Raw genomic sequence first — 23257 nt, forward strand, 5'->3', positions numbered from 1 at the left:
GCCCACCCCGCGTTTGGTCCGTCGTCCTTCCCGGGCCAGCGTATCCAGGACCCCGGCGAGTAGTCCCGGCCTGGGGTGTTGATCTAGATGTTGGGCCGCGGCCTCCTGTCCAACCACCGGGTCGCCGGCGGCCGTCCCCAGGCACCAGGCCGCCACTAAGGGCGCCGCCGGCGACCCGGCCGACGCCAGGTCAGGCAGGTGCTCCAGTGACCGTCCCGCGGTGGCCGCCGCCATGGCCGCGGCGCCACGTCCCGCCCGTTGCCGGGGTGCGGGGATGCGGGAAATCGTTCTGCCCAGATTGAAGACCTCTCGGGCGGCATACCGTTTGAGGCATCGCAGAGTTCCCGCGCCGCACGCTGCGACTTGACCCTGGAGTCTTGTGTCGCCGAGTCCCCGCCTCCGTGCTCGGAGAGGAGAACCTCCAGCGAAAGGACGGCATGACAGACGCAGGAACCCACCCGCTCTCGCCTGCGTCTCCGACCGGGCCACTGCAAACCCGACCGTGAACCCGCACCGGCCGCCGGAACGACCGGACAGCCGGCACGGTGTCACGCGGTGTCATCCGTGGAGCGCCACGCACTCACGGAGCAGTGGTTCCAAGCGCAGCTGGGTATCCTCGCGATCGAACACCTGAAGCGCGTCCAGGCAGCTGACGATCCACCGCGCCTCGTCCTCGTCATCGATCTTGAGCGCGACGGCGGTCACCGCGCCCTCCAGGTCGAAGAAGCCGTCCGTGAACTCGTCGCCGAGGGCCCGGTACCCGGCGGTCAGCAGGGGATCCGCGTACACGCCGGTCGCCTCGGCGAACTCCCGGGCCTCGCCCCGGTTCGCGCGGAGGCCCGCCAGGCGGCGCAACACCTGGTCGGAGTCGCCCAGTTCCTCGTGCAGGCGGTGGGCGCGGCCGACCAGGAGCGGCCAGCCGCCGGTCAGTTCATGGAGACGCTCCAGTCGGTCCTCCGTATGGAACATGTTGACGCGTTGGGCCCAGCCGCGCAGGCTACGGTGGTCATGCCGACGCAACACCACCGGGGCAGCCGAGGTGGGTTCGGTTCCCCCCAGCAGAGAGCGCCACAGGGCGAGCTGAGCGGGGTCGGTGACGAGTACGACCGCTCGGGTGACCCCCGGAGTGGCGGGCAACAGCGTCTCGGCCAGGTCGACGGCTTCCCGGCAGGTCTCGGGCCGGACGGGGTCCCGGTAGTTGACGAAGTCGCTGATGACGACCCGTCGTTCACGGGGGCGGCCGCCGGTGAGTTCCTGCTTGTAGGCGCTGGGCTTGCCGACCGGTGGCAGCGTCCAGCCGTCGATCGGTCCGGCGATCGTACGCAAGGTCCGTGCGACGTCGGTGACTCCGGTGGCGGTGGTGCCGAGGACCACCCTGGTCCGGTTGGACCGCTCGCCCAGGAGGTCGTCGAGCTGGGTGTTGGTCAGCGGAGCCGGCCTGCCGTCGGGCAGCTCGGGGCGGCCCTCCTGCACGATGCTCTCCTGCAGTTCACAGTCCTGCTCGGCCCTGAGCAGACGGGCCTCCACCTCGTGGGAGGTACCGATCATGCGCAGGGCGTTGGGACCGCGCAGATGCCATCCCAGGCCGTCGTGGTTGGGCGCGAGGATGCCAAGACCGACCATCTCGGAGAGGTAGGCGCGGAAGCCCTCGGTGTCGAGCTGTTCGAATCCTTTGCGCCAGTAGGTCTCGCACTCCTCACGCAGCTCGGTGTCGCTCAGCCGCACCTCCAGGCCGTGATGGCGGGCGTGGTACGCCAGCACATTGGCGATCACGTCGTAGCGGTGGTCGAGGCTCAGCGTGTCCTTGAAGGCCGCCGAGATGCCGTCCCGGAGCGCGGCGTCCGCCTCCACGATCTCGATGTCGGTCACCTCCACCTCATAAGGGGGTTCCCCGGCTCCGCGCCGCGCCCGCTTGCGGTGCATCAGCTCGACCAGCCGGTGCCCGAACATCTGTAGCAGGAACGGCTGGTACGAGCAGTATCCGAGGACGCGGTTGACGAGATCCAGGTCCTTGAACTCGAACCCGAGCGCCCGCATCGGCTCGACCAGCAGTTCCGCAGCCGACTGGGGAGCCAGCGGGCCGATGACCTTGGGGGTCTGAGCGAGGTGCCCGAACGGTCCGTTGCTCGCGAGCTTGGAGAAGCGCTGCACGGAGTGAAGTCCTGCGAAGACGACCTTCGCCGCGTCCTTGGTGTCGGACCCGAGGCCCTTGAGCTTCTTGGTCTGGTCGAACCGCGGGGCGTCGGCCTCGAAGAACTGGTCGCACTCGTCGAGCAGGATCAGCAGCCGGCGACGGGAGTCCCCGTCCAGCCACGTCCGGATGCCGGCGCGCACCCGCTCGGAGATCTCATGTCGCTTTCCACGTCCCTGCTGCCGTTCATCGAGTACCTGTGCCACGCTCAGCTCCCTCAGCAGAACGCTCCACAGCGCCTCCGGCCCGCGTGAGCTGCCTTTGCCGATGTTCTCCTGGTCGAGGTTGACGTACACCGTCTGGTGATAGCCGGGACGCTGCTCCATGAACCGTTCCCCCGCGTCGGCGAGCAGTGCCGACTTGCCCAGGCCCCGGCCACCGTAGATGACCTGGGTGCCGCGCGGGTCGAGGATGCTCTTGCGTTCGGCGTCGCGGCCGTAGAACATCTCGCCGCCGATCCGGCCGCGCTTCTCCCTGATGTACGGGTTGACGCCGGAGAAGGGCAGCAGGGTCTGCGTGGCGGCGCTGACCTGGCGGTTGCCGCAGGCAGCGAGATAGGCGAGGGCGGCGTCGTCCACGACCAGCAGCGGCTGCAACCGGTCGGAGCCGGCGGCGAGTTCGGCTCGGGCCTCGCGGCTCAGCGTGCCGAAGTAGACGACCAGAAGGCTCGCTCCGCTGGTGTCGCGCTCCGCCCAGCTCATGACGACCTTGGCGGGCGGCCTGCCCCAGACCATCATCACCCGCAGGTTGCCGCCCTGCTCCTTGATCTGCGAGCCGAACGCGGGCGCCTTCGCCCTGCCGTTGATCTCCACGCCGGTCGCTTCGAAGAGACGGTATTCCCGCCGGTGCTGGGACCGGTCGTCGAGCGGCCTGGCGCTCTTGGCGTCATAGCCGAGGAGCTTGAGGAGGGGCGGCACCTGCCGCGTCGGGGCCACCTGGAGCCTGTCCTTGCGCTCCGTTGCGGCAAGCGCGCGCCACTCGTCGAGAGCGTCGGCCGCCAGCGCCGCCTCGTCGGTGGAGAGACCGCCGTAGTCCAGGACGGGGAGCATCGGATGCTTGCCGCCGGACCGGACCAGCTCAACGAGGTCGCGGTCGATCCCTCCGGGCAGGCCGTCCGGCACGAGCGGGAAGAACTCGGTCAGATGGGACTCGCCGCCCTCGATCTCCGGGACGGGTTCGCCGATCTCCAGGAAGTAGACGAGGTCGGCGGCGGTGGCCAGGTCGTTCGTCTCCAGGCGCCGCAGGACCTGGGCCCGCTCCTCCACGGAGGGGTCCAGGGCGTCGAGCCGGGCCCGGATCCGGTCCGCCGCCTGTTGCCGGAAGGCCGGCAGGCCACTCCGTACCGTGTCGAGTGCCCGCCGCACGTGCAGCAGGTCGTGCCGGTCGGCGCTTTCGAGGCGGTTGTGGGCGTCGGCGAGCAGCTCCTGAAGGCGCAGGTCCTGGTCCTCGGTCACGGCGCCGTCGGCCTGAGCGCGGTGCAGCTCGGCGACGAGTGCGTCGTGTGCCTTCCGCAGTTGCGTGCGCCGGGCGGTCTCCCGGTCGGCGATCTCCACTTCCTCGGGCGGGACGAACTCCCCCGCCCCGGCGGCGGGCAGCAACCCGCGTCCGGCCAGCTCGACGATGTCCCGAGCCGCGGTGAACGCGTCGTGGGAGAGCCGCTCGTCCAGGGCCTCCTGCCAGCTCCGGTGGACCGCGGTCAGCAACTCGCCGAGTGACAGCGGCTCGTCACGGGTGTCGCACACCTTCAGCCGCTCCGCGTCCAGCACGAGCGCTGGGTCGACGGAACCAACGGAACGCGTGGTCACGGTGTCGCCGGCCAGCAGAGCGAACAGCTCCTCCATCGAGGCGTGGGCCGCCCAGGCCATCGCGCCGGAGAGGGCGTCCGGACGCCGCGCCAGCCCCTCCAGTTCACCCAGCGCCGCTTGCCTGCCGTCCAGCAGGGACTGGCGCAGCGAGGAGATCTCCTTGACCGCCCTGTTGCCGTCGGAACGGTCGCTGCGACGGGTGCCGTCGACCGCCAGGCACCACTCCTTGACCAGGCTGACGGCCCGCTCCACGAGATGCACCAGGTCTTGCCGCCCGGAGCCCTGCAGCGGCTTGCCGCTGGGCGCGCGGTACTTGCGGTCCATGCGGTCGATCTCGCTGTTGACCTCGGCCAGCTTCGACAGCCGGTCGACCTGCTCCCGCGCCTGTTGCAGTGCTTCCCGGTTGTCGCCGACGACGGTCGTGAGCAGCGATCCGAGCATCCCGTCGCCGGGAGCGAGCCAGCGCTTGGCGATCTCCGTCGCCCGTGCGAACCGCAGCCGCTGCGGTGTGAGCAGGGCACGGCTCTGATCGCGCAGCTCCCTCAGCCGGGCCTCGGTCTCGGAGACGTCGGCGACCAGCGGCGAAGCGATCAACAAGGCGCCGCTGAGGGCACGGTCGGCGACGGCGGTCGCCGCCTCCCCCAGCCGGTCCGGGAGCCGGGGCACCAGCGCCTTGAGCTGAGCGCCCGCGGTGTGGTCGCCGGTGATCAGCGCGGTACGCAGGAGGGCGGGCAGCAGGAGGAGTTCACTGCCCTCGGTGTCCTGGCCCGCATATCCGCCGTACTCCTGGAGCAGGTCCGCCGTCAGCCGGGCGCTCTGGCTGTCCCCGGAGGTCAGCAGCGCGGCGGCACCGGCCAGTCGGAGCGCCGCCACTTGGGGCTCGGGGTGGCCGGCGGCCTTCGCCACATGGTGGGCGAGCCCGAAGCGCCGCTCCACGACCAGCTGCGCCAGGGCCCGCTCGGCCGCGGCCCCATCGGCCAAGTCGTCCGCGGCCGGGGTCGCCTCCGGGCCGGGCGTGTGCTCGGCGGGAGAGACCGTGGGAGCAGCGGGCGTCTGGACAGGCGTGTCGGCAAACGTGGGGGGCTCCGGGTCGCTGTCGGCGGCCGGCGCGGCGTCTTCGGCGGGGGCGTGGACCGGCTCGGTGGTCGTCGTGGCTTCCGGCTCGGATGCGGGCTGGGGCGCGATCGCCTCGGTCTGTGCGGCCGATAGTACGGTTCCGTGCCCTGCGGTGGTCTCGGCGGCGGGCTCAGAGGCGCCGTACGCCTCGGCGGTCCCAGCCGGTTGCGGGTCACCGTCACCGTCCGTCGGCTGGTCCAGCGTCAGCTCAGGGGCGATGAGCACCGCCATGGCGCACGCGGGCAGGACCCGTACGACCTGCCCCTGCAGTGCCAGGATCTCCGTTGCGGCATCCTCCTGCCGTCCCAGCCTGATGAGCCGGGCCAGGGCGGCCAGCGCGGCGCTCTCCTCCCGTTGCGGCTCCCCCCAGGCCGGCACGTCCAGCAGGCGGCGGGCCGCGCCCCGCACGGCCTCGGCGGCAGCGACGGCAGCGACGGAGCTGTCCGGGCGGCAGGCGACATCCAGGAGTTCCCGCAGCGGTCGGCGGGCCTGGAGATCGGCTTCGCGAGCGTTGCGGTACGCGCGTGCGGCATGCGTCATGTCCTCCAGACGGCGGGGGATCCCCTCGATCCCGGCGCCCCGGAACACCGCGTCCACGTCGTCGAAGACAGCGCTCAGCGCGGCGAGCGGAGCCAGGTCCTCGCCCTGCGGAGGGCGGCCGTCCATGACCGCCCCGGTGACCTTCTCCGCGGCCTGGCGGGCCCTCGCGAGGGCGCTCTCCAGTTGCCGGCATGCCTCCTCGGGGGCCTCCACCTCGGTCCCGGTACCGACAGACGCGGGAACGATCTCCTCGTGCGAGGTGCCGGGGTCCGCTGCCGCGGTCTCCGGGGCGGGGGTGCTCATGCGCGGCCGGTCGGCTATGACAGCGCGCGCTGGTTCACTGTCCTCCACGAGCGCCAGCCCGTCCTCTTCCGCCGCTCCGAGGGCGACATCGGGGTATGCCTTCACCAGGGACCGCGCCGCGGCGCCGACGGCGGCGAGCCGGGCCGACTCCTCGTCGTCGGCCGTCGCCCCGAACCAGTTCTGGTCCGCCGCCCAGGCAAGGAGGTGGGCGTCGGTGACGGAGGCGTTGCACCACGCGAACACGGTGGCCCGGACCAGCGTGGCGCCCCACCGGGCAACCGGGTCGGGAACCGGCTCCCCGTCCCCCGCCAGGACGAAGTCGCCCACCTGGTTCATCACGGTGACCGTGAGGCTCCTGATCCCGCATGTGCAGGTGTGCTGCCGCGACTCGCGCCGCAGCCTGGCGAGGACGTCCCGGCACAGGGCGCTGCTCACCCGTCGAGGGGCCGACATACGGATGCCCAGATTGGTGAGCAACTCCTGGCGCTGCTTGGGCCGCAGGGAGTTGAAAGCGAGTTCCACCATGTCCGCCGTGAGGTCGTTCAGGGCGGCGACGGCCGGGGAGTCCAAGGCGTTGAGCGCGGTGGCCAGGCCGTCGAGGTCCTCGGCCGAGACGCTCGGCGGGGACCACGGTGGCCCTGTGACGACGTGGTAGCGGTCCTGCATGTACACGAACTCCGTTCCCGTGGGGTGATGGAAAGAAGAGAGAGGGCCGAAGCCATGGACGCGCGCAAGCCGTGGAAGGTCAGCGGCCACGCGTGTGCTCGGTCACGAACGTGTAGCCGTACGGCAGCTCCCAGCCGTCCGCCTTTCCCAGCCTGCGGCAGTACTCCCGAAAGGCCGCTCGCTGAACGTCGCTGGGCGAGCAACCCGGCCGCAGGCGGCGGAGGTGACCGGAGACGAACTGGGCCGCCAGCAGCCCCGCACCGTCCGGTTCCGTGTCCGTGCCGCCCCAGGGGCGTATCACCCGCCGCTGTACCGGGCGGTAGCCGATGAGAGGGATCATCGGCTCCCTGTCACGCGCCGGGAAGTGCGGTTGGCCCCAGGCGTCCCGGCTGCCGAGGGCCGGCTCCAGAAGCCGTTCGGCGAGCAGTTCCGCGACGGCCGATTCGAGGGCGTCGGCCTGCGACCGGGCCGGTCGGCGGCCGTAGACCGCGGTTGGCAGGACCGAGCGGTCCATCAGGGCGTGACCGTCAAGGGTGAGCAGGCCGCAACGGCGCACGGTGCGCATCACCAGCCGGCGGGGGCCGAGCCCGACCGCGCTGTCACCATGGCGGTCACTGCCCGGGGCGTCCTCCCTGGTGAGCACGCGAGGGTCGTAACAGTGCCCCGTCTCACGGTCACCGACGTGGACCCGTTCCCCGAGCCGCGTCGTGGCCAGGCGGATCACCGTACCGCCGTGGAGGTAGCGCAGCTCGAACATGAGACCGGGGAAGAAGTCGCGGGGCCAGGTGATTTCGGTCAACCGGCCCGAGTCGTCGGTGAGTTCGGCGGTGACGTCCTGCGTCGCCTCCTTCTCGTCCAACGCCTCGCCGACGTGGTCGAGTTCGAGGCGGACCGCGGGGCGCGTGCCATGGGACCGACGGAGGTCCTGCACGACGTACGGATGCAAGGGGAACCAGCCGTCGACGAGATGGGCCAGCCGCAAGGGTGCCCGCCAGGCGATCTCCTCGGCGTCGTTCCGCAGGAGTTCGCCGATGCCCAGGAAGGCGTCGTCGGCGAGAGGCAGATCGACGGGTTCGAGCTCTGCTTCCGGCTCCGGGTCCGGCGGCACGGACACCGTGGACTGCCAGCCGCGTCCGGCGGGGGCGAGGGGATCTCCGGGCGCCTCCGCAGCACCGGGATGGTGGGACCGCCACACGCCTCCCCCCTCGAAGGCGTCGTCGAGAGTGATCCGGGAGCCGTTCTCGAACAGACCCTGGTCGCTGTCCCCGTGCACGACGTCGGCGAGCGCCACGTTCGCCCGGCACACAGCGGCGGCGTAGCCCACTCCCCTGAGCAGTTCCGTCGCCCCCGGGAACCCGCGAAGCCGCGGTCCGACCGCGGTGAACACGGTGACCGGAGCGGTGAGGCCGTAGCGTCGTCTGCCTGGGGTGGCCGCGTGTTCCACCGCTGCCGCGAGGGACCTCATGTCATCGCCGCCCAGCGGTCCTGTGTCCCGCCAGCAGTCCGCGAGGGAGGCCCGGGTCAAGGCGTATTCACCCCATGTACGCAGGCGAGCACTGGAGTTGAGGACACCGCGCACCGTGTCGAGAAGACCCAGCAGCCCTGCCCGCAGGTCGTCGCCGCGCGTGCCGCCCACCAGTGCGGCGAGAGACACGGGAACGAAGGGGCTGAGCAACTGCTCGCGTGCCGTCGTCAGGAGATGGTCCGTGTAGGCCGTCAGCTCGTCGCACCGGGCCGCCTGCGGTGACGGATAGCAGACGTCGACGACGACATGCCCGTCCTCGTTGATCCATCGCCGACGCGTACGCAAGCGGTGGAGCTGGGCCGGTGACAGGCTCAGGGCCGGGCCGAAGGCTTGCGGGTCCGGGACGAGGAGTTCCCTGCGCTGCGGCGCGGGGTCCTTCCCCGGCCTGCCCGGACCCTCGGCGCCTGCGGGCGCCCCCGACACCCAGGCCGGTACGTCGCCGAGGGCGCCCACCCGGGGGTGGGCGCCCTCGCGATAGACGATCTCGGCGTAGAGCGGGTCCGACCCGGTGGCGACGCACACCATGGCGCCGACCGGAAGCACAGGCGCGCGCTCGCCGAAGGTGATCACGGGGAAGTCGTCGAGCCGCAGTGGGCTTCCGCCATAGCCCTCACCGCCGAGGTCGTACCCGAAGTAGGCGGCGTTGAAGGCGACGGTGGTGTGCACCGGCGCCGGCCGGGCCGCGACAACGGCTTCGAGATAGTGCCGCAGCCGGTCCCGTTCCTGGTCGGGTACGGCGTCGTAGCCCTTCGTCATGGTGGAGGTCAGCAGGGGCTGGTCACCGTACGGATCCGGAACCTCCTTCCCCCCGCGCTCACTGGCCGTTGCCGACGCATAAGGGTCCCCACCCATGACACCTCCGCCGCACTACAGGTCACCTCGGCCCGCCTGCGGTAATTCCGCAGACTATGCCCATCCGTGGGTTTCCCGTGGCACTTTCATCATTCCGCTATGACCGACAGCGGAAGCTTTGAGTCCCGGTGAGCCGGTCGCCGGGTCGCCGGGAGGTCGTGCCGTCCTTCCCCGTCCGCATGCCGTCGTCGTACCGGCTGATCGAGGCCGGCATCTTCGTGGAGTCGGAGACCTGGCCCGGCTGGCTGGAGCCGCTCTCGGTCTGCCCGAGGGACATCTCGTCTACGCCAAGGGGAACGTCCCACGCCGCCCATACCGTGCGGCACGCCGGTATCGTCATCCACCAGCACGCCCTCAACCTCGGCCAGGAAATGCCGCGTCGCCCATCGCGCTTCGTACGGCGGGCCGGTCCAGGCCGCCGCGAAAAGGGGTCACTCATTGACGGCGTCAACAACACCGGACTCCTGCGGCGGGTGTCCGTCGCGGAGCATGCCGAGGACCGCCCGTTCGACGGGGCCCCGAGTGGCGGGGACGCCGTAGGCTCCCTCGTCGCCCAGGTGTGGCAGAGCGGCGGCGACCGTGATGCCCTCCTCGTACAGCTCGATCACCCGGGGGTTGATGTAGGAGTTCCGGCAGACCGCGGGCGTGTTGCCGAGGTACCCGGCCACCTCGCGCGCCGCGCGGGCGATGGCGCGGCGGCGGGCGCTCTCGCTGCGGGCCACGGGCTGGGAGACGGCCAGCGCCACGGCCGCCATGACGGTGGCGTGCCAGGTGCGGAAGTCCTTGGCGGTGATCTCCAGGCCGGCCACTTCCTTCAGGTAGGCGTTGACGTCGTCGCCGGTCACGGTGTGCCAGGAGCGCCGCTCCCAGTAGGCCAGGAGCCGGTCGCCGTCGCCCCGGCGCTGGCGCAGCGCGGTGAGGCAGCGGCAGGCGGCGGGGTCCGCGACGGTCTGGACGATCTCCTTGCCGTGCTTGCCGGTGTAGGTGAACAGGACCGCGCCCGCGTGGCAGCGGGAGTGCTCGCGGAGCAGCGTGGTGAGGCCGTAGCTGTCGTTCAGTTCGGCGTAGCGGTCGCTGCGGATGCGGAAGAAGCCGAGGTCGAGCAGGCGTACGGCCGTGGCCAGGATCCGGTGCCGGGTCAGCCCACGGTCGTGCAGATGCCCCTCGACGGCCTCGCATACCGCGGGCAGGGCTTCGGCGACGTCGAGTACGTGCTCGTGCTTGGCCTGCTCCTGCTCCGCGCGGAAACGCGGGTGGTACAGGTACTGACGGCGGCCGGCGGCGTCCGTGCCGACGGCCTGTAGGTGCCCGTTGGCCCTGACGCAGATCCACACGTCCCGCCAGGCCGGCGGAATGACCAGTTCCCGGATCCGGGCCAGTTCCCCGGGATCGCGCAGCGAGGCGCCGTGCGGGTCCAGGTAGCGGAAGCCGCGGCCATGGCGCAGGCGGCGGAATCCGGGGTCGGTGGGACGGCTGTGGTAAAGGCGCATCCTCCTGCTGACCGGGTGGTTCAGCTTCCTGGACGGGGAGGCCACCGCCGGGGACGTGTTGGCGCTGAACCGGGTGCAGGAGGCCCTGCGGCAGGCGGGGCTGGAGCTCGAGGTCGCCTGGAGTCCCGGCTTCCGGTCGGCGGGGCCGTCCCTGACGCAGGTCCGCCCCGAGGACTACTCCCACCTGGTCTTCGTCTGCGGTCCGCTGCACGGCCCGCAGATCGAGGAGCTGCACCGGCGGTACCCGCACTGCGTGCGGATCGCCGTGGGCACCTCCGTGGTCGACGCCGGCAGTCCCGCCGTCACCGGGTTCCACCGGGTGCTGGCGCGGGACGCCCCCGGCGCGGAGCCCACGCCGGACCTGGCGGCCGACGCGCCCGTCCTCCCCGCCCGCCCGGTGGCCGGGGTCATCCTCACCCACGGCCAGCACGAGTACGGAGCGCGCCGGCGGCACGCGCGGGTCGCCGACGAGGTGACCCGCTGGCTGTCCGGCCTGGACTGCGCGCGCCTGGAGCTGGACACCCGGCTCGATGTGCACGACTGGCGGCTGAGTTCGGCGCCCGCCCAACTGGAGTCGGTGCTCTCCCGGCTCGACCTGGTCGTCACCGACCGGCTGCACGGCATGGTGCTCGCGCTGCGGGCGGGCGTTCCGGCGGTGGTCGTCGACCCGGTCGAGGGCGGCGCGAAGGTGACGGCGCAGGCGCGGGCCTGCGGGTGGCCCGCGCTGGTGCCCGTCGAGCAGCTGGAGGAGTCCGTGCTCGACCACTGGTGGGACTGGTGCCGGACCTCCGGCCGGGGGCGCCCGCGAGATCGGCGCCGGGTTGCGCCGGGGCGCGGCGGATCGTACCGGGGATCTGCTGGCGGCACTGCGGCCGGACGCCGGCGAGCAGCGGGACGAGCAGCGGGAGGGGTGACGGAACCCCCGGCGGGCCGGGCACCTTGTTTACGGCTCCGGCACCTTGCTTACGGCTCCGGTGCCGCCGCGTCACTCCGCGGCGATGCGGAACTCGAATTCGGGACGGTCCCATGGCACGGCGGGCGGGTTCGCGAGCGCGGTCCCGGTCCGCACCGCGCCGACGCGGTGGTAAAAGTCCTGGGACGGAACGTGCGAGACGACCTTGAGACGGTCGAGCCCGGCGGCGCGGGCCTCGGACCGCATGTGCGCGACGAGCTGTCGTCCGATGCCCTGCCCCTGCGCCTCGTCGGCGACGAACAGCAGGTCGAGCTCCGGCGGTGCGAGGATGAGCGAGTAGAACCCGAGGACCCGGCCCGCCTGCTCATCGGTGGCGACGGCCACGAAGGCGCGGTGGGCCTCGATGTAGTCGGGACCGACCCGGTAGCCCGCGACGGCGGACGCGTACTTGCCCTCGTACGCCTCCGACGCACGCACGAGCCGGGTGAGCCGTCTGGCGTCCCGCGCGACGGCCCGCCGTATCGTGACCGGCCGGCCGGCCGGAGAAGTACGTGGCGCCATCGGGCGAGTATGTCGTACCGGCGAGCGCCTCCGTACGGCGGGTCGGCCGCTCGGGACGGGGGCGCCCGGCTGTCCCTCCCCCACCTCCTCGCTGACGCGGTTTGACACCTCTTCAGGCGGTGACTACTTTCCCTAATCAATTAGGGAAAGGGTTACCTCGTGAAGTACCAGCTGCGCAGAGCCGGCGGCACCCCCGCCTATCAGCAGATCATCGAGCAGACCGAGCAGGCTTTGCGGCTGGGCGTCCTGAGGCCCGGCGACAAGCTGCCCACGGCCCGTGAGGTGGTCGAGACCGCCGCGGTCAACGGCAACACCGTGCTGCGGGCGTACCAGGAGCTCCAGCGGCGGGGCCTGGTCGAGTCCCGGACCGGGCTGGGCACGTTCGTGGTCGGCACGCTCGGCAGCGCCGACCGGGTCGACGGCTCCGGTCTGCGGCAGGAGCTGGAGCAGTGGATGACCCGCGCCAGGGAGCACGGCCTGGAGCGGGAGGACGTCATGGCCCTGGTCGTCTCCGTCGGGGACGCCTGCTTCGCGGAGCGGACGCGATGACGACGCTCACCGCGGCGGCCGTCCAGGCGGAGGGGGTCGGGCTGTGCGCCGGGCGGGGCGGGCGGCGCGGGCAGCTGCTCGCCGACTGCACCTTCCGCGTCCCGCGCGGCGCGGTGTGCGGGATCGTCGGCCCGAACGGCGCGGGCAAGTCCCTGCTGCTGTCGGCCGCGGCCGGGCTGATCCGTCCGGACTCGGGCCGGCTCACCGTGCTCGGGCAGCCGGCCGGCGCGGACGCGCTGCTCGGCGAGGTCGCCTTCGTGGACCAGCACCGCCCCCTGTACCCGCGGATGCGGGCCGCCGAGCTGCTGGCCATGGGCCGCGACCTCAATCCCCGCTGGGACGGCGAACTGGCCGAGGAACTGCTGGCGTTGGGTCGGATCCCGCTCACCAGCAGGGCCGGTTCCCTTTCCGGCGGCCAGCGCTCCCTGCTGTCCCTCGCCCTCGCCCGCGGCAAGCGGCCCCGGCTGCTGCTCCTCGACGAGCCGCTGAGCGACCTGGACCCGCTCGCCCGCCGCGCCGCCCTGGGCCTGCTGCTCGGTGACGTCGCCGACGGCGGTGGCACCGTCCTGCTCTCCTCCCATGTACTGGGCGACCTCGAAGAGGCCATCGACCACCTGCTGCTGATCGACGGCGGCCGGATCCGGCTGGCCGGCGAGCTGTCCGAACTCCTCGGCGCGCACCGCCTGCTCGACCGGCTCGGCCTGCTGGAGTGCCAGGCGGGTCTGGCGCCGTGGCGGGTGCACCCCGTGGACCCGGTGGACGCCGAGCCGCGGCACCTCACCCTCGTCCGGGTGGACCGGCAGGCGCGGACGCGGGAGACCGACGCCGAACTCCCCAGCCTGGAGGAGATGGTGGTCTCCTATCTGCGCTCCCCCTCCGTCGCGGGCTGGCTCGCCCCCGGCATGCGGCCGGGCGGGTACGGCGACGGCGGCGGGACGGTGGCTTCCCAATGCTGAAGTCAAGCCGCTGCGGTGACAGGAGGTGTCACTTGGTAGCACCGTCGGTCACGGATCAGGGCCCACGGAACGTTGACGCGTCGGCGGGCGAGCGCGATCACGGCTTGGGTGTGACGTTTGCCTTCGGCGCGTTTGCGGTCGTAGAACCTTCGCGAGTTGGGGTCGAACTGGATGCTCACCAGGGCCGAGGTGTAGAAGACTCGTTGCAGGCGTCGGTGGTAGCGCTGTGGGCGGTGCAGGTTTCCGCTGATCTTCCCGGAGTCGCGTGGTGCGGGGGTCATTCCCGCAAAGGCGGCGAGGCGGTCGGGCGTGGGGAACGCGTCCAGGCTGCCGCCGATGCCAACGAGGAGTTCGGCGCCGAGGACCGTGCCGATGCCGGGCATCGACTGGATCACTTCGGCGAGTTCGTGCTCGCGAAACCGGCCCTCGATGAGCTTGTCAGTCTCGCTGATCTTCTCGTTGAGGGTCATCACCTCCTTTGCCAGGGTCAGCACCATCCGCGAGATGGCGGCCTCGCCCGCAACGGCGGTGTGCTGCCGTTCGGCGGCCTCCACTGCTTTGGTGGCGAGGGCCTGGGCGCTTCGGACCTTGCGGTTGGTCAGCCAGGTGGTCAGCCGGCGCAGACCGGTGCGGCGGATCGCCGCGGGGCTCTGGTAGCCAGTCAGGAGGATCAGGGCACCGGCGGTGCCCATGTCCAGGGCTCGTTCCAGAGCCGGGAACATGCTGGTCAGCAAGGTCTTGAGCCGGTTGGTGACGCGAGTTCGGTCGGCGACAAGGTCGACGCGGTGCTCGGTCAAAAGCCGCAGTTCGATGGAGGCGTCGTCACCGGCACGGATCGGTTGCAGGTCGCGGCGCATGCGGGCCTGGTCGGCGATGACACGGGCGTCCCGGGCATCGGTCTTCCCCTGGCCGCGGTAGCCGTCGGAGGCCCGGTTGACCACAACGCCCGGGATATAGACGAGCTCCTGGCCGTGGTTGACCAGCAGAGCGATCAGCAGGGCCGGCTCGCCGCCGGTCATGTCCATCGCCCAGGTGACGTTCCGGCCGTCGGCGAGATCCAGAACGTCACCAATCAGCTTCAGCAGCTCGAGTTCATCGTTGGCCACCCGCCGCGACAGCAGGGTCTCGCCCTCGGCGTCCAGGACCAGACAGTGGTGATGGGTCTTGCCGCAGTCGGTCCCGGCCCATATCCGGCTCATCGTGCTCCAACTCGTCGTGCGTGTAGTGCGTACCACAGACGACCTCGCCGGCATTGCTCTACACAGCGACCTGTTCGCACTTCCCAATCGGCGGCCGAGTCGTCGTGGGGAGCCGGGCGGCCAAGCCACCGGAGCCACGGTCGGCAGCGGCATGAAAGCCACACCCAGCTCCCCTGGGTGCCACAACCCTACGAATGGCTGGGGCAGACCCAGGAAGAAGGTAGAGCGGCATGACCGTCTCCTCCCCCCTGCCGGTCGTACCGGTCCGGCTCGACCGGTCGGCCCTGTTCCCGGAGCCGGTGCCGTACCGGGCCCTGGTCCGGCTGAGCCTGCGGCGCCACCGCGGTGCCCTCGCCGTCATGGCGGTCTCCTCGGCCCTGCTCGCGGTGTGGGTGGTGCGCACGGCGGACGCGATGGCGCGGGCCCGTGCCGAACGCGCCGCGAGCTCGTGCGACCACCTCTTCTACCTCGACCGGTGCGCCGCGACGGCCCACCATGTCTCCGACGCGCTCCAGGCGGTGCAGCACGCGCAGTCCGCCCTCGTGGCCGTGCCCGCGCTCGTCGCCGCGCTGCTCGGCGCGCCGCTGCTGGCGCAGGAGTACGAGCGCCGCACGCACCGGCTGCTGTGGACGCAGTCGGTGCCCCGGCAGCGCTGGCTCACCGGTCAACTCCTCGTGCTGGGCGGCGCGTCCGTCGTGGTGGGTCTCGTCACCGCCGCCCTCGGCACCCGCCTCCACGCGGTCACCTCGCCGGCGCTCACCAACGACTCCTCCGCGTTCTCGGCGCTGCCGTACTCCTCCTTCGGTCCCGTCCTCGCGACGGCGACGCCGCTGGCCTTCGCGATCGGTGTCCTGGCCGGGGAACTGACGCGGCGCACGGTCCCGGCCGTGGTCTGCGCCCTCGCCGGTTACGCGGGACTGTTCTCCCTGCTGACCGGTCTGCGCCGGTTCTTCCAGCCGGCCCTCACCCGGTTCCCGCCGCACGGCTACGACCTCAGCCCCGACGACTGGCTGCTGCGGGACGCCGTGGTCACCGCGGACGGCCGCCGCCTGGCGTACGCCCAGTGCGGGCCCGCCGGCTGCCCCGACGGCTCACGGGTCTTCGACGTCTACCACAGCGCGGGGCAGCTGTGGCCCATGCAGTGGACCCAGGCGGCGCTGACGGTGCCGCCGGCCGCGCTGGCGGTCCTCCTCGTCTTCCGGTCCGTCCGCCGCCGCCGGCTCTGAACTCCGCCGCCCGTTCCGCGTTCCGCCGCCGGCTCCGACTCCGCGGCCACCTTCCCGATGCAGCAGCACACCCGTTGGAGGACACCTTCACCATGTCCGTCACCGCTGTCCCCGTCCCGCTCCCGCCGCCGGCCGCACGAAGCAGAGGCGGGGCGGGCGGCGGCCGGCTCGCCGCCGTGGACGCCCTGCGCCTGCTCGCGGCGGCCGGTGTGGCCGCCTACCACTACCTCGGCACCCCCACCCCGCACTTCTGGGGCAGCTACGACCTGACCCGGACCGCCCCCGTGCTGCACGCGCTGAGCCGGTACGGCTGGCTCGGTGTGGAGGCGTTCTTCCTGATCAGCGGGTTCGCCATCTGCATGAGCTGCTGGGGACGCACCCCCACGCAGTTCGCGGTCTCCCGGATCGCCCGCCTCTTCCCGCTCTACTGGACGGTCGTCCTCGCCATCGTCGTCGTCGCCTGGATCGCCCGGCTCGCCGGACAGCGGCCCGGAGCACCCACCGACCTGCGCACCACCCTCGGCAACCTGACCATGCTGCCCGGACCGCTCGGGCTGCGGACCACCGACGGGGTCGCCTGGACGCTGTGGGTCGAGGCCCGGTTCTACCTGCTGATGGCGGTGCTCCTGCTGATCGGCCTCACCTACCGCCGCACCATCGCCTTCTGCCTGCTGTGGCTGACCCTCGCCGCCATCGGCCGCGAACTGCACTCCGCCGTGCTGAACGAGTTCCTGCTCACCCAGTACGCCGGGCTGTTCGTCGCGGGCATGGCCCTCTACCTGATGCACCGCTTCGGCCCGAACCTGCTGCTGTGGCTGCTCACCGGGTTCGCCTGGTGCTACACGCTGACCCTGCTGGGCGACCGGGTCGCCGCGCACGCCGCCCCCGCGGCCCGCGGCGGGACGCCCGGCTGGGGCGTGTGCGCCGCGATCCTCACGGTCTTCCTGCTGCTGCTCGCCCTGTCCGGACCCGGTCCCCTCGGCCGGCTGCGCTGGCGCGCGCTGGTCTACGCGGGCGCCCTGACCTACCCCTTCTACCTGGTCCACCAGAGCCTGGGCATACCGGTCGTGCGCGGGCTGCTCAAGGCGGTGCCCGCGCTCGGCCTGGTCCCCGCCATAGTCCTCGGGCTGTGCTTCTCGCTCGCCCTGTCGGCCGCGCTCAACCACCTGGTGGACCGCAGACTCGGCGCCTGGCTGCGCCGCCACCTCACGGCCGACTTCGACGCCGCGCACGATCCGGTGGGGCGCCCCGCTCCCCCACCGGACCCGGCGGTGCGTCAGCCGTCCAGTCGTACCGGAACCGTCTGCCAGCCGTAGGCGATGAAGGACGGGACCTGCTTCAGCTCGCCGGGCGTGAAGGCGGGGGCCAGGCGGGGAAAGCGGTCGAACAGGGCGGACAGGGCGGTGCGGGCCTCCATCCGGGCCAGCGGGGCGCCGATGCAGCGGTGCACCCCGATGCCGAAGGAGAGGTGGTCGTCGGCGGCGCGCGCGGCGTCGAACGCCTCGGCGGTCTCCCCGTAGTGCGCCGGGTCCGTGCCGGCCGCGCCGAAGGTGGTGAGGATCGCGTCGCCCGCGGGGATGGTGACGCCGTCCACGGTGACATCGGTGACGGCGAACCGCAGCGGGAGAGCGGCGATGGAGGGCCGCACCCGCAGCACCTCGTCGATGACCTGGTCCCAGTCGAGGGCGCCCGCCCGGACAGCGGCGAGCTGCTCGGGGTGGGTCAGCAGCTCGACCACCGCGTTGGCGATCAGGTTCACCGTCGTCTCGAAACCGGCGCCGATGACCAGCAGGAGCGTGAACAGCAGCTCCTCCTCGCTGAGCCGGTCGCCCTCCTCGTCGCGGACCCGGATCAGCTCGGTGGTCAGGTCGTCGCCCGGATGCTCGGCGCGGTAGGCGATCTGCGCGGGGATCACCGTGCCGATCTGCTGCTGTACGAAGGCCGCGTGCTCGGGGCTCTGGTCGGTGGTGTCCATGATCGCCGCGACCAGCTCCCCCACGCTCTGCCGCAGGTGGTCGGGCACCCCGAACAGCTCGCAGATGATCTGCATCGGCAGCGGCTGCGCGAACGCCTCTTTCAGGTCGACGACGGCACCGTCCGCCCCCGACTCGGCCATCGTGTCGAGGAGTTCGGCGGCGACGGCATCGACCCGGCCGCGCAGGGCCTCGGTGCGCCGGGCGGTGAAGCTGGGCGCGACCAGGCGGCGCAGCCGGGTGTGGTCGGAGCCGTAGGTGGAGAGCATGTTGACCACGCCGATCCAGCCCAGCACCCAGCCCCACTCCGGGTGTTCACCGACCTCGGGCCACAACCGCCAGTGCTTGCGCGGGTCCTTGCTGACCCGCGGGTCGAGGATCAGGGTGCGCAGCGCGTCGTACCCGGTGGGCGCCCAGGCCGGGATGCCGCCGGGCAGCTCCACGGGGACGACGGGGCCCAGGGCGCGCAGCCGGGCGCTCTCCGCGACGATGTCGGACCCGAACGGGTCGATGGGGACGCGGGTGGGCGTAGTGGTCATGCTCGGGCTCCAGTCTGGGAGGACGAGGGGTCGGCGGCGGGACGGTCGGGGGTGCAGGGGGTGAACCGGACCGGCAGGGAGACCAGGGAGCGGTGGAAGGGGCCCGGCCGCCAGGTCAGCCGGTCGCGGGGCACGGTGGGCGCCATGTCGGGCAGCCACTGGGTGAGCCGTTCGATGGCCTCCGTGGCGATCAGCAGCCCCTCGTGCTTGACCGGGCAGGTGTGCGGGCCCGCGCCGAAGGAGAGGTGGGAGGCGTCCCGCGGGTGGTGCGCACCGCCGTGCTCCTCGTCCGCGAACAGCGCGAGGGCGCCGTACGACACGACGACGGGCACCGCGGCCCGCACCCACGCGCCGTGGAAGCTGAGCGACTTGCGGGCGTACAGCACCCCGTAGTTGGTGAGCGGGGTCTCGTAGCGCAGCACCTCGAGGACCGCGTCGCGCACGGTGCGCGAACCGCTGGTGAGGGTGGAGTAGTACGCCGGGTTGCCGAGGATGCGGGAGAGCGCGTTGCTGACCAGGTTGGTGGACGGTTCGTGGCCCGCGCCGAGGGTGAGGAAGACCTGCCAGGTGACCTCCTCGGGGGTGAGGCCCAGCGGGTGGTCGAGCAGCCGGCTGGTGAGGTCGTCGCCGCGTTTCGCCGTCTTGGCGGCGATCAGGTCCATGACGTACCTGCCGTACTCGGCCTCGCCCTGGGCGGACGCCTCGCCGCCCTCCATCAGCGCGCCCAGCGCGTCGTTGAGGCGGTCGGCCTCGCCCTCGGGGAAGCCGAAGAGGCTGTTGAAGACCAGCGTCATCAGCGGGCGGGCGAAGTCGTTCACCAGGTCCGCCTCGCCGCGCGGGCCGAACCGGGAGACCAGCAGGTGCACCGCCCGCAGCACCCGTTCGCGCAGGTCGTGCGGCTCGACCAGATCGAAGGCCTGGAGCAGGGCGGTGCGGTAGCGCACGTGCTCGGCGCCGTCGGAGAAGAGGGTGTTGGGCCGCCAGCGCATCATGCCGAGGATCGGCAGGTCCTCGGGGACCGTCGCCTGCCAGGGGCGCGGGTCGCGGGACCAGGTCGCGTCGTCGTGCAGCATGTCGAGCGCGGCCCGGCGGTCGGTGACCACGTACGCCGGTACGCCCGGCGCGAGTTCGGCCCAGCCGACCGGGCCCTGGGCGCGCAGCGCCTCGTAGTAGCGGCGCGGGTCGACGGCGAACCCGTCCTCCCACAGCCGTACCGGGGTGGAGCGGTCGAAGGTCTCCGCGGGGGCGGGGTACGCCGTCATGAGCGCACCTCCCCGGCCACCGCACGGGCGTTCAGGTCGATCAGGTGCTCCACGAGGGCGAGCAGCGCGTCCACGGAGGAGTTGCGGTCCCGCGCGTCGCACTCCACCAGCGGGGTCTCCGGTGCCAGGTCGAGGGACTCCCGCAGCTGCTCCTCGGGGTAACGGCGGGAATCCGGGAAGGTGTTGACGGCGACCGCATAGGTCAGCCCCGACTCCTCGACCAGCCCGAGGACGTCGAAGGAGGCGTCGAGGCGGCGGCTGTCCACGAGGACGAGCGCGCCGAGCGCCCCGTAGGCGATGTCCGCCCACAGCGCGCGGAAGCGTTCCTGTCCCGGCGTGCCGAACAGGTAGAGGACGGTCTCCCCGCCGAGGGTGATCCGGCCGAAGTCGATGGCGACGGTGGTGGTCCGCTTGTCCCGCACCCCGTCGAGGTCGTCGACGGCGGTGGACGCCTGCGTGAGGTGTTCCTCGGTGTGCAGGGGGCGGATCTCGGAGACCGCGTCGATCAGGGTGGTCTTGCCGACGCCGAACGGGCCGACGACGACGATCTTCACCAACTCCCGTGCCGCGGCGGGAAGGTGGAGTTCCCCGGCCCGGACACCAAAGTCGGCGGTCCGGTTCGCGGCCGGGAGGGGTTCAGAGCTTGAGGGCGCGGAGGCCATCGGCGACTCTCTTCAGCAGATCGTGATCGGGCTGGGCGGCGGGCGGGACGGGCGGGCGGGCCGTCACCAGACCCTGGTCGATCAGGGCGGCGGCGAGGACCCGGATGGCGGAGACCGGCAGCCGCAGCAGCGCCGCCGCCTCCACGACCGTCAGGGAGCCGCCCTCCAGCGACTGGAGCAGCGCGTGCTGGGCCGCGGGCAGGTCGCCGAAGACCGGCCCGGCGGCGGAGGTGAGCACCGACAGGCGCTCCAGGCTGTTGCGGCTGGGCCGGGCCACCCCCGAGGTGGAGAGGTAGGCGGGCACCAGCGGACGGCCGGACCGGTGGCCGTTCACAGCAAAGCGCCGCCCTCGGCCGCGCGGGGTGCCGCGGCCATCGCCTTCTCGCCGAGCCGCGCCACCTGGGAGTGCACGCGGTGGCCGAGCAGGTCGAGCCGGACCTCCGGGTCGCCGTACGCGGCCACGCAGGTGCCGTGGTCGGTGGGGGCGACCAGGATGTAGCCGTGGTCGGACTCGATCACGACCTGCCGCAGCTGGGCGGCGGGCATGTCCGCGAACGCGGCGGCGGCGGTGCGGCAGGCGCCCTGCACGGTGGAGGTGATCGCGGCGACCCGCTCGGCCGACTCCTGGGTGAGCGCCTCCGAGTAGCCGGATATCAGGCCGTCCCTGGTGAGCAGGACGGCGGCCTGCACATGCGGGACTTCGAGGATCGGGTCGAGAACCCACGCTGTGTCACCGGTGTCGCGGTTGGTCATCGGGAGGCGGTCCCTTCGGGTCGAGCTGCATCACGGGCAGCGGCGGTAGCCGACTGCAGGGCGCCGAGGGCCGCGGCGGTCTCCTCGGGCGAGCGGGCGGGGGCGGCGGTCCCGGCCGCGCTCGGCCGGATCATCGCCGCCTGGTCCGGCGAGACCTGACGACGGCGCCGGCGGGGGAGTTCGTCGGGACCGGGGGCGGGGTGGCCGGAGCCGGGCGCGGGGTGGCCGGAGCCGGGCGCGGGGTGGTCGGAAGCGGGGGTCGGGCGGGCGGTGGCGGGATCGGTCTCGGTTCCGGCCGTGGTCCCGGTCCTGGTCCCGGCCGTGGTCCCGGTCCTGGTCTCGGTTCCGGCGGCCTCGGGGCGGGACGCGCGCACCGGCTCCGGGCCGGGCGCGGGTTCCTCCGGGGCGGACGCGTGGGCGTGTTCGGGGTGCCCGGCGAGTTCGGCGAACGGTTCCGGCCGGGGCACCTCTCCGGTGCGGGTGGAGGGCGAGGTGCTCGCGGCGGCGGGGCGCAGCGCGGGGTCGATGTGGCTCAGCAGGTGCTTGTGGACCAGCAGGACCGCCCGTACGCCCCCGTACGGGGACGGCGTGGACAGGTCCACCGAGAGGTCGAACTGCCGGGTGAGCTGGCCGATCGCCGCGAGGCCCATCCGGGGCGGGTCGCCCAGGTCGGAGAACATGATCGGGTCGGTGCCCGCGACCACCCGCTGCGCGGCGGCCCGTTCGTCGGGCGCCATGCCGACGCCCGCGTCGTCCACGGTCACGGTGACACCGTTGTGGACGTGTTCGAGGTTGACCACGACGGAGGTGTCCGGGGAGGAGTGCCGCAGCGCGTTGTCGAGGAGTTCGGCGGCGATGATCGCGACGGGCTCCACGGCGTGCGAGACCAGCGCGGTACCGGGCTCCAGGTGGTTGTGCAGCTTGACCCGCCGGTAGCCGGCCAGCCGGGCCTGTCCGCCGGTGACGGCGTCCACGACGTGCGACTCCTCGCGGGCCAGGCCGACCCAGGCCCCGCAGACCACCGCGGCGACCTGGGCGCGGCGCAGCGACTGCTCGTTCTCGTGGTCCAGGCGGTAGAGGTCCTGCGCCAACTCCGGTTCGTCGTACCGCTGCTGGAGGCCGTGCAGGATGTCCTGGAGGCGGTAGAGGCTCGCCTGGATCTCGCGGGTGGTGCCGCGCATGCCGGCGCGTGCGGCGGCGTCGACCCGCTTGCGCTCCTGGAGGACCGCGGCGCGCAGGGCCTCCAGTACCGGCTCCATCGCCGCGCCCTCGGGGCCGAGCGGGCCGGGCACCGGTACGTGCGGGTGCGCGGTGCGGGACGCCTCGGTCGGCATGCGGCGGGTGACCAGGTGCTCCAGCTCCGTGGCGAACGCCTGCCGGATCCGTTCGGCCTCCTCGGCGCCGGCGCGGGCCAGTTGCTCGGCTTGGTGCCGCAGGCCGGTCATCTCCTGCCGCAGCCGGGCGCGTTCGCGCCGGGAGCGCCAGAGGCCGCTGCCCAGAGCTAGTGCCGACACCGTCCCGGCGGCCAGGCCGCCGAAGGCCAGCTCCGGTATCTCGATCATGGATGGGGACCTCGGGGATCTCGGATACGTCTGGGCGTGGAGTGGGCGTGGTGGGGCGTGGGACGGGCGTCCGGGTGAGGGGCTTCCGTGCAAGTAGTTGGCAAACTACACACTGTTCGCCGTCGGTTGCACCTGGCATTTGTCTGACTTCCGCGCGCTTTTGCCCATTTGACAGCCGCTCATCGCCCGATCCGTGGCCGAAATGGACTTCGGGACGCTCGCGCTCGGGAGGTTCGCGAGGAAAGGCGCCGGCTCGGTGGTCGGGGTGCGGTGGGCGGACTGGCGCCGCTGGAGGTCGGCCGGGGGCCGGTGGTCGGCGCTGTCCCCTTCGGCGCACGCCTTCGCCGGCACGGTGAGCGCGCACCTCGACGCGCGGGCCGGCCGGGAGGCGTCCATGAGCCGCGCCACCGCGCGCGCCGCCGGTCACAGGCGGAGGGGGACCACCGCCGGGCGTGCCGCGCCCCACCAACCAGACGGAAGGGGCCACCGCCGCACCTGCCGCGCCCCGCCGGCCAGACGGAGGGGAACCGCCGTCGCGCCTGCCGCGCCCCACCGGCCAGACGGAAGGGGACCGCCGTCGCGCCTGCCGCCCCCCGCCAGCCAGACGGAAGGGA

The 23257-nt window shown here is 72.5% G+C and carries 15 protein-coding genes; 4 read left to right on the forward strand and 11 right to left on the reverse strand.

The window, feature by feature from the left end:
* Positions 1-558 precede the first annotated feature (558 nt).
* The 4 genes from ACE4Q9_RS06475 to ACE4Q9_RS06490 all read right to left on the reverse strand — a co-directional run bounded on the left by ACE4Q9_RS06475 (position 559) and on the right by ACE4Q9_RS06490 (position 11962).
* The gene (locus tag ACE4Q9_RS06475) at positions 559-6621 is read right to left on the reverse strand and encodes a hypothetical protein (protein WP_397983252.1); all 6063 of its coding nucleotides are present in this window, start codon (positions 6619-6621) and stop codon (positions 559-561) included.
* A gap of 79 nt (positions 6622-6700) precedes the next feature.
* Positions 6701-8902 (reverse strand): hypothetical protein, encoded by a 2202-nt coding sequence (locus ACE4Q9_RS06480; RefSeq protein ID WP_397983253.1) that lies wholly within the window; start codon positions 8900-8902, stop codon positions 6701-6703.
* A gap of 527 nt (positions 8903-9429) precedes the next feature.
* Positions 9430-10488 (reverse strand): DNA topoisomerase IB, encoded by a 1059-nt coding sequence (locus ACE4Q9_RS06485; RefSeq protein WP_397983254.1) that lies wholly within the window; start codon positions 10486-10488, stop codon positions 9430-9432.
* A 985-nt stretch (positions 10489-11473) separates the two neighbouring features.
* On the reverse strand, positions 11474-11962 hold the full coding sequence (locus ACE4Q9_RS06490; RefSeq protein ID WP_397987138.1) for a GNAT family N-acetyltransferase: 489 nt from the start codon (positions 11960-11962) through the stop codon (positions 11474-11476).
* Positions 11963-12121: 159 nt separating this feature from the next.
* On the opposite strand from ACE4Q9_RS06490, the gene ACE4Q9_RS06495 reads away from it, so the two are divergent.
* Both ACE4Q9_RS06495 and ACE4Q9_RS06500 read left to right on the forward strand, forming a co-directional pair.
* The gene (locus ACE4Q9_RS06495) at positions 12122-12511 is read left to right on the forward strand and encodes a GntR family transcriptional regulator (protein WP_397983255.1); all 390 of its coding nucleotides are present in this window, start codon (positions 12122-12124) and stop codon (positions 12509-12511) included.
* The gene (locus tag ACE4Q9_RS06500) at positions 12508-13467 is read left to right on the forward strand and encodes an ATP-binding cassette domain-containing protein (RefSeq protein ID WP_397983256.1); all 960 of its coding nucleotides are present in this window, start codon (positions 12508-12510) and stop codon (positions 13465-13467) included. Before ACE4Q9_RS06495 ends, ACE4Q9_RS06500 begins: the two co-directional genes overlap by 4 nt.
* A gap of 2 nt (positions 13468-13469) precedes the next feature.
* Here ACE4Q9_RS06500 and ACE4Q9_RS06505 read toward each other — a convergent pair whose 3' ends face one another.
* Entirely contained in the window at positions 13470-14666 is a 1197-nt protein-coding gene (locus ACE4Q9_RS06505) for an IS110 family transposase (protein WP_397983257.1), read from the reverse strand.
* 230 nt (positions 14667-14896) lie between these two features.
* On the opposite strand from ACE4Q9_RS06505, the gene ACE4Q9_RS06510 reads away from it, so the two are divergent.
* Both ACE4Q9_RS06510 and ACE4Q9_RS06515 read left to right on the forward strand, forming a co-directional pair.
* Positions 14897-15892, forward strand: coding sequence for an ABC transporter permease subunit (locus tag ACE4Q9_RS06510; protein ID WP_397983258.1), 996 nt, complete (start codon positions 14897-14899; stop codon positions 15890-15892).
* Between the two features lie 92 nt (positions 15893-15984).
* Positions 15985-17208, forward strand: coding sequence for an acyltransferase family protein (locus ACE4Q9_RS06515; RefSeq protein WP_397983259.1), 1224 nt, complete (start codon positions 15985-15987; stop codon positions 17206-17208).
* Here ACE4Q9_RS06515 and ACE4Q9_RS06520 read toward each other — a convergent pair.
* The 6 genes from ACE4Q9_RS06520 to ACE4Q9_RS06545 are packed head-to-tail and all read right to left on the reverse strand — an operon-like array spanning position 17169 to position 22643.
* On the reverse strand, positions 17169-18404 hold the full coding sequence (locus ACE4Q9_RS06520; RefSeq protein ID WP_397983260.1) for a cytochrome P450: 1236 nt from the start codon (positions 18402-18404) through the stop codon (positions 17169-17171). The genes ACE4Q9_RS06515 and ACE4Q9_RS06520 overlap by 40 nt on opposite strands.
* Positions 18401-19666, reverse strand: coding sequence for a cytochrome P450 (locus tag ACE4Q9_RS06525; protein WP_397983261.1), 1266 nt, complete (start codon positions 19664-19666; stop codon positions 18401-18403). Before ACE4Q9_RS06525 ends, ACE4Q9_RS06520 begins: the two co-directional genes overlap by 4 nt.
* Entirely contained in the window at positions 19663-20328 is a 666-nt protein-coding gene (locus ACE4Q9_RS06530) for a GTP-binding protein (protein ID WP_397983262.1), read from the reverse strand. Before ACE4Q9_RS06530 ends, ACE4Q9_RS06525 begins: the two co-directional genes overlap by 4 nt.
* A complete protein-coding gene (locus ACE4Q9_RS06535) occupies positions 20303-20662 on the reverse strand; it encodes a DUF742 domain-containing protein (RefSeq protein WP_397983263.1) in 360 nt (119 codons plus the stop codon). The genes ACE4Q9_RS06530 and ACE4Q9_RS06535 overlap by 26 nt, the downstream gene beginning before the upstream one ends.
* Positions 20659-21081 (reverse strand): roadblock/LC7 domain-containing protein, encoded by a 423-nt coding sequence (locus ACE4Q9_RS06540; RefSeq protein ID WP_397983264.1) that lies wholly within the window; start codon positions 21079-21081, stop codon positions 20659-20661. The genes ACE4Q9_RS06535 and ACE4Q9_RS06540 overlap by 4 nt, the downstream gene beginning before the upstream one ends.
* Complete coding sequence (locus ACE4Q9_RS06545; protein WP_397983265.1) at positions 21078-22643, reverse strand: ATP-binding protein; 1566 nt, start codon at positions 22641-22643, stop codon at positions 21078-21080. Before ACE4Q9_RS06545 ends, ACE4Q9_RS06540 begins: the two co-directional genes overlap by 4 nt.
* Positions 22644-23257: the final 614 nt, after the last annotated feature.

Origin of the sequence: Streptomyces sp. AM6-12 (assembly GCF_044327085.1) — a bacterium.
GTDB lineage: Bacteria > Actinomycetota > Actinomycetes > Streptomycetales > Streptomycetaceae > Streptomyces.

Coding starts and splice junctions, on each gene's coding strand:
- ACE4Q9_RS06475 (WP_397983252.1), bottom strand. CDS start 6,621: ATGCAGGACCGCTACCACGTCGTCACAGGGCCACCGTGGTCCCCGCCG.
- ACE4Q9_RS06480 (WP_397983253.1), bottom strand. CDS start 8,902: ATGACGAAGGGCTACGACGCCGTACCCGACCAGGAACGGGACCGGCTG.
- ACE4Q9_RS06485 (WP_397983254.1), bottom strand. CDS start 10,488: ATGCGCCTTTACCACAGCCGTCCCACCGACCCCGGATTCCGCCGCCTG.
- ACE4Q9_RS06490 (WP_397987138.1), bottom strand. CDS start 11,962: ATGGCGCCACGTACTTCTCCGGCCGGCCGGCCGGTCACGATACGGCGG.
- ACE4Q9_RS06500 (WP_397983256.1), top strand. CDS start 12,508: ATGACGACGCTCACCGCGGCGGCCGTCCAGGCGGAGGGGGTCGGGCTG.
- ACE4Q9_RS06505 (WP_397983257.1), bottom strand. CDS start 14,666: ATGAGCCGGATATGGGCCGGGACCGACTGCGGCAAGACCCATCACCAC.
- ACE4Q9_RS06510 (WP_397983258.1), top strand. CDS start 14,897: ATGACCGTCTCCTCCCCCCTGCCGGTCGTACCGGTCCGGCTCGACCGG.
- ACE4Q9_RS06515 (WP_397983259.1), top strand. CDS start 15,985: ATGTCCGTCACCGCTGTCCCCGTCCCGCTCCCGCCGCCGGCCGCACGA.
- ACE4Q9_RS06520 (WP_397983260.1), bottom strand. CDS start 18,404: ATGACCACTACGCCCACCCGCGTCCCCATCGACCCGTTCGGGTCCGAC.
- ACE4Q9_RS06525 (WP_397983261.1), bottom strand. CDS start 19,666: ATGACGGCGTACCCCGCCCCCGCGGAGACCTTCGACCGCTCCACCCCG.
- ACE4Q9_RS06530 (WP_397983262.1), bottom strand. CDS start 20,328: ATGGCCTCCGCGCCCTCAAGCTCTGAACCCCTCCCGGCCGCGAACCGG.
- ACE4Q9_RS06540 (WP_397983264.1), bottom strand. CDS start 21,081: ATGACCAACCGCGACACCGGTGACACAGCGTGGGTTCTCGACCCGATC.
- ACE4Q9_RS06545 (WP_397983265.1), bottom strand. CDS start 22,643: ATGATCGAGATACCGGAGCTGGCCTTCGGCGGCCTGGCCGCCGGGACG.